At 66.2% G+C, this 5,229-nt stretch carries 5 protein-coding genes; 2 read left to right on the forward strand and 3 right to left on the reverse strand.

The genetic code is table 11. The annotated features are described in order from the left end of the window. On the reverse strand, window positions 1-908 hold a 908-nt coding region (eccB, locus tag LI94_RS20075; protein ID WP_046302315.1), incomplete at its 3' end, for a type VII secretion protein EccB. A gap of 591 nt (window positions 909-1,499) precedes the next feature. Between eccB and LI94_RS20080 the strand changes: the two genes are divergently transcribed. Then, the gene (locus LI94_RS20080; RefSeq protein WP_036457671.1) at window positions 1,500-3,266 is read left to right on the forward strand and encodes a molybdopterin-dependent oxidoreductase; all 1,767 of its coding nucleotides are present in this window, start codon (window positions 1,500-1,502) and stop codon (window positions 3,264-3,266) included. Between the two features lie 177 nt (window positions 3,267-3,443). Beyond that, window positions 3,444-3,839, forward strand: coding sequence for a hypothetical protein (locus LI94_RS20085; RefSeq protein ID WP_125078980.1), 396 nt, complete (start codon window positions 3,444-3,446; stop codon window positions 3,837-3,839). Between the two features lie 19 nt (window positions 3,840-3,858). Here LI94_RS20085 and LI94_RS20090 read toward each other — a convergent pair whose 3' ends face one another. Both LI94_RS20090 and LI94_RS20095 read right to left on the reverse strand, forming a co-directional pair. Continuing rightward, on the reverse strand, window positions 3,859-4,422 hold the full coding sequence (locus tag LI94_RS20090) for a hypothetical protein (RefSeq protein WP_024442071.1): 564 nt from the start codon (window positions 4,420-4,422) through the stop codon (window positions 3,859-3,861). Between the two features lie 14 nt (window positions 4,423-4,436). Next, the gene (locus tag LI94_RS20095) at window positions 4,437-5,156 is read right to left on the reverse strand and encodes a GntR family transcriptional regulator (RefSeq protein ID WP_024442070.1); all 720 of its coding nucleotides are present in this window, start codon (window positions 5,154-5,156) and stop codon (window positions 4,437-4,439) included. Window positions 5,157-5,229 lie beyond the last annotated feature (73 nt).

Below are 5,229 nucleotides of genomic sequence, written 5' to 3' on the forward strand. Positions count from 1 at the left end.
TCGGCAGCGTCAGATGTGTATAAGAGACAGACCGAATACTGTTGCGGCCCAGCCAGCTGCGGCGTGGTGAACACCATGCCCACCGGGCCGGGAGCATTCGGGAAGGCCGGCGGCTGACCCGCCTCGGGCACGAAGGGCACCGCCAGTTCCGGGCCCACCGGCAACGCGTCGAACAACGCCTGGCTCATCGGGCGGGCGTGGTCGACCTGCTCGGGGGTCAGCCCCAGCGGCAGCAGCACCGCCCGGTCGGCGGCGTCGATGCGCGAGCGGCGGCCTTGGCGAACCACCCAGGAGTCATTGCCGTAGCGCAGCACCACCGCGTCGGGTCCGTCCAGCACCCGGCGGCGGGAGTTGAGTTCCGGGGCGCCGTCGATCACCGTCACGGTCACCGGCGACGGCGCACCGACGCCCTGGACGTTGGCGACGGTGTCGCAGATCAGCCACGACGATGTCGAGGGCGCCGTGGGCAGGATGTCCGACGGCGCGCCGGGAATTCCGACCAGCGGGCCGTGCGGCTGCTCGGCTATTTGAGTGGAGCGCACCTTGTGCGGGTTGTCGGCCCGGCCCGCGATCAGCCGCGCCGAGGCCAAATTCAGTGCCGGATATATGGTGTCGCCGACCCGCACATACAGGGCGCCGGAATCACGGTCGGCGATGATCGGCGATTCGTTCATCTGGCCCGAGGGACTCAAGAACGACCACAGCAGTGCACCGAGGCAGACGACCGCCGCGGCCGACACGGAAGCCACCACGGCCAGCGACTGGCGCCGGCCGGGCTCTACTTCCATCCGAACCTGCCAGCGCGTCAACGCCATCGCAGTCCGTCGAGCCAGGAACTGGTACCCCGTCATCTGGGTCCGTGTCGACAGCCCAAGGCCGTAACCGGGTCCCCGCTGTTCGTCAGCCACGGCGCGCCCCAACCCCAGCCCGCAGCGCTGCCGGATTACGGCGCGGTGCCGGTCCCGTATAGGTCGTCATCTACCCCTGCCTGGTCACAAGTTTCTTCACTGCGCATGCTAGCCGTGTCGCGCTACGACTGCCCGCGGCGCAGATTGCAATCTGATGGCGATGGCGAAACGCACTTCGCCTGTTCTTGCGCGAATTATGACCGCGTTAGATGAACGGTCTGTTAAGCGCCAGAGCCGGGTGAGCTCACCTGCGTCGCGCCCAATGGAAAACGGTGGTTTGTCCACCGAAATAATCGCCGCGAACGCCCGATCGGCCCGGTCGGCGAGCCGGGATGGCGCAGGCCGGGGCGCAGCGGCCGTCGGCGACCGCCGTAATCCGCACTTGCGGTACCTGAGTTTCCTGTCAGAAGCCTGCGTATCTGATGTCAGAGTATCGGGTCACGAGGTTTTTCGCGCTACCGTCGATAGGTGACCGCGATTGATGGACAGGGTGCTGGAGGGCAACTCGACCCGCGGGGTCCCGCGACCTCACCAGCAACGAAAGAAACCACCCGGCAAGTCGACTACTCCGCGGACGTCGTGGACGTCGAGTTGGAGCTGGAACAGGGCTACCGGGCAGAGATCCACAAAAACCACAACGAGACCGTCGACGTCGAGACCTACGGCGGCGGTTTCGACCTCAGCCGCCGCGCGGTCGCCCCGCACCTGCGTATCGGCCGCGACAAGTGGTTCAACCTGCTGTGGCTGATTCCGATCGGTTTCGTCGGAATGGTGGCGATGGTCGCGATCGGCAAGGGCATTCGGCACATGCCGGGCATCGAGGACTTCATCACCAGGTATCCCGGCAGCAGCCCGTCCACCGAAGTCGCCGGGGGCCTGCCGGCCTGGGCCGGGTGGACCCACTTCTTCAACCTGTTCATGATGATCTTCATCATCCGCGCCGGCATCCAGATTCTCTGTGACCACCCGCGGCTGTACTTCAGCCGCAACTCCACCCCCGGCAAGGACGAATGGCTGCGGGTGGGGCCGCCGGTCCCGGACGACCCTTACTGGACGGCCAATGCCGACACCGTCGCGCTGCCGGCGCAGTTCGGGCTACCGGGCTTCCGGCATTCGATCGGGCTGGCCCGCTGGTGGCACATGGGCCTGGGGGTGTTGTGGCTGCTCAACGGTGCGGTCTTCTATGTCCTGCTGTTCACCACCGGTCAGTGGCGCCGTATCGTTCCGACCAGCTGGGACATCATTCCGCACGCTGCCTCGGTGATGATCCAGTACGCATCGCTGGACTGGCCGGACGACCACACCTGGACCAACTACAACGCGCTGCAGCTGATCTCCTACTTCGTCACGGTGTTCGTGGCTGCTCCCGCCGCGCTGATCACCGCGCTGGGCATGTCCCCGGCGCTATCACAGCGGCTGGGGCTGATCAGCAAGCACATGCGACTCAACCTGCAGATCGCCCGCTCCCTGCACTTCGTAGTGCTGGTCTATTTCCTGCTGTTCATCCTCGTGCACGTCACCATGGTGTTCGCTACCGACGCCTTCGACAATCTCAACCACATGTTCGCCGCCCGGGGATGTGCGGAAGGCGCGGGCCCGGAATGCCATAGCGCGACGGGCTTCTACGTCTTCTGCGTGGCGGCGGTGGTGTGCACCATCGGCTGGATCGCGGCCACGCCGCTCACCCTGCGCTACCCGCGGGTCGTCCAGAAGATCGGCTATGCCCTCATCGGGCCGTTCCAGCGGGCCCTGGAACATCTGAACCCCGAGCCCGGGACCTTCACCGAGGACGACATCTCGCCGTTCCACTGGCGCAACGGCCGGCTGCCGGAGACCGTCGAGTACAAGGAATACGAGGCAGGAGACTTCAAGGACTGGCGACTCAAGGTCTACGGCCTGGTCGAGAACCCGATGGAGTTCTCGCTGGAGGACCTCAAGGCCCTGCCGTATCACGACCAGATCACCCAGCACATGTGCGTGCAGGCCTGGTCCGGCGTGGCCAAATGGGGCGGCGTGCAGATGTCGACGATCATGGAGATCGTCAAACCGCTTCCGCAGGCCAAGTGGGCGATCTTCTACTCGATGGGCCTGGGCGCCACCGGCGGCATCTTCTACAACGCACACCCGGTCGACCAGATGTGGCACCACATGTCGATGCTGGCCTACAACATGAATGACCAGCCGCTGCCCTACATGCACGGCCGGCCGCTGCGGCTGCGCAACGAGCTGCAGCACGGCTACAAGCTGGTGAAATGGATCAAGGGCATCGAGTTCGTCGAGAGTTATAAGGAGATCGGCAGCGGCCACGGCGGCTACAGCGAAGACCACAAGTTCTTCGGCCGCCATCAGACGATCTGAGCCGATCCCCGGGAGATGAGGGCTGCCGCGGCCTGACAGGAACACCTGTCAGGCCGCGCCGCATCTGCGGGATCAGGACACTGCGCAGCCGCGGTCTGATCTTGTCGATGGCCGGCCCGCCTGATCCACCGCCGCGTCGTAGGGTGACATGAGGCAACTGAACAACGGGGAGAATCCATGCGCAGACGCGGTATCGGAAAGTCAGTCCTGTCGGTGGTAGCGGTGGGGCTCGCCGTGGGTGCGGTGGCGACCGCCTGTGGCGCCTGCGACAGTGATTCCGAGGAAGACACCTACGGTGAGGTCACCCAGGCTCCCGCCGCCCCGATGGCGCCGGTGCCGCCCGCCGACAGCGAGGCCGGCGAGCCCGAACCCGGTCCGACCGCGCTCCCGGACGCCCCGCTCACCAGTGCCGCTCCGGTTGTCGAGCCCACCGCGAAACAGGCTCCGGCCGCCTCGGCGGTACCGCGGGCTCCGTCTGCGCCCGCAGTCCCGGCCATTCCCGCGATTCCGGCGATCCCGGCGATTCCCGCCATCCCGGCGATTCCGGCGATTCCGGCGATCCCCTACCCGTAGCGGTCGCAGCCGCGAGCGATCAGATCCCGGTCCAGGCCGAGTCCAGCTGCTCGGCCACGTCGATGATCTGCGCCTGCTGGGACTGCGGGCTGTCGATCTCGTCTGCCACGTAGTGCGCGATGAAGCGCCGGATCTCCCCGTCGACGCCGGCGAAGATCCGCAGCAGCTCGCCGCGGATGGACGTCGACGACACCTCGACGGTGATGTCCGAGGACCGTGGCTTGGGTACGTCGATGATCAGCAGCAACGGTTCGGCGGCGCGGGCGGTGGCGTGCAGGGCGATGTCGCCGGCCACGGTGAATCGTTGCTTGTCCAGACGAAGGTCGATGAGCAGGTCGATCTCCAGCGGAATGTGGATCGCGAACGTCAGCAGATCCCCCAGACCGCGTGCCACCCGCGGCTCCTGAACGCGCACCTTGGCGCTGACCTTGGCGATGCCGCCCGGACCCTGCCGCATGGTGGGCATCTCGAACTCGTCACCGGCGATGACGGCGAACGCAGCTGCCACTCGTTCTTCGGTGACCGCGACCTCGAAGAACTTGCGCCCGAACTCTTCGTAAGTCAGGAAAGTGTGGTTCTGCATAGGTTGATACGGTCTCACGTCCCCGTCGCCGACGGGCGCTGATCGGCCTGCGCGTCGCCGTCTTCGCGTTCCACCACACCACGATCGGTCAAATGCTCGACGAGTGGCAGCACGCCGGCCGCCAAGTGCTCGGCCATCGCGGTACGCGCCAGCGTCTGATCGTGTGCCGCCAGCGCGGCGAGCACCCGCCGATGATCGGCCATCGACCGCTCCGGCCACCCTGCGATCCCCGGGAAAACGGCCTCGGGCGCATACCGGGTTATCTGCGACATCATTTGGGCCAGCTTGGGTGAGGCGGCGGCGACATTGATCGCCCGGTGAAAATCGTGGTTGAGCCGCACGGTGCGCTCTTCGTCGTCGCCGGCGTAGGCCTGCTCCAGCCGGGACTGAATCTCATTGAGCTCGCTCAACTGCTCCTCGGTGATCCCGGCCGCGGCCCGCGCCGCCAGCTCACCGCCCACGAACGCCTGGACCTCGGCGACATCGGCCAGATCACGCTCGGTCACCGGCAACACGACGAACCCGCGATGCGGCAGCTGGTCGAGCAGGCCTTCAGCGCGCAGCTCGAACAGCGCCTCCCGCACCGGAGTGACACTGATGCCCAATTCCGTTGCGAGCTGGTCCAATCGGACGTAGGACCCCGCGGCGTAGCCGCCGTCGAAGATCCGCTGGCGCACGAAGCGAGCGACGGCTTGCGACAACTGCGGCCGGGTGCTGAAGTCGGGAGCAGACATGGCGTCAGATGCGGTAGTCGGCCAGCAGACGTTTGCTGATGATCTGCTTCTGGACTGTCTCTTATACACATCT

Source organism: Mycobacterium sp. UM_Kg27 (genome assembly GCF_000972905.1).
Lineage (GTDB): Bacteria > Actinomycetota > Actinomycetes > Mycobacteriales > Mycobacteriaceae > Mycobacterium.

Bases quoted from the DNA above. Each gene is read 5' to 3' on its own strand.
- LI94_RS20085 (WP_125078980.1), top strand. From the start codon at position 3,444: ATGCGCAGACGCGGTATCGGAAAGTCAGTCCTGTCGGTGGTAGCGGTG.
- LI94_RS20090 (WP_024442071.1), bottom strand. From the start codon at position 4,422: ATGCAGAACCACACTTTCCTGACTTACGAAGAGTTCGGGCGCAAGTTC.
- LI94_RS20095 (WP_024442070.1), bottom strand. From the start codon at position 5,156: ATGTCTGCTCCCGACTTCAGCACCCGGCCGCAGTTGTCGCAAGCCGTC.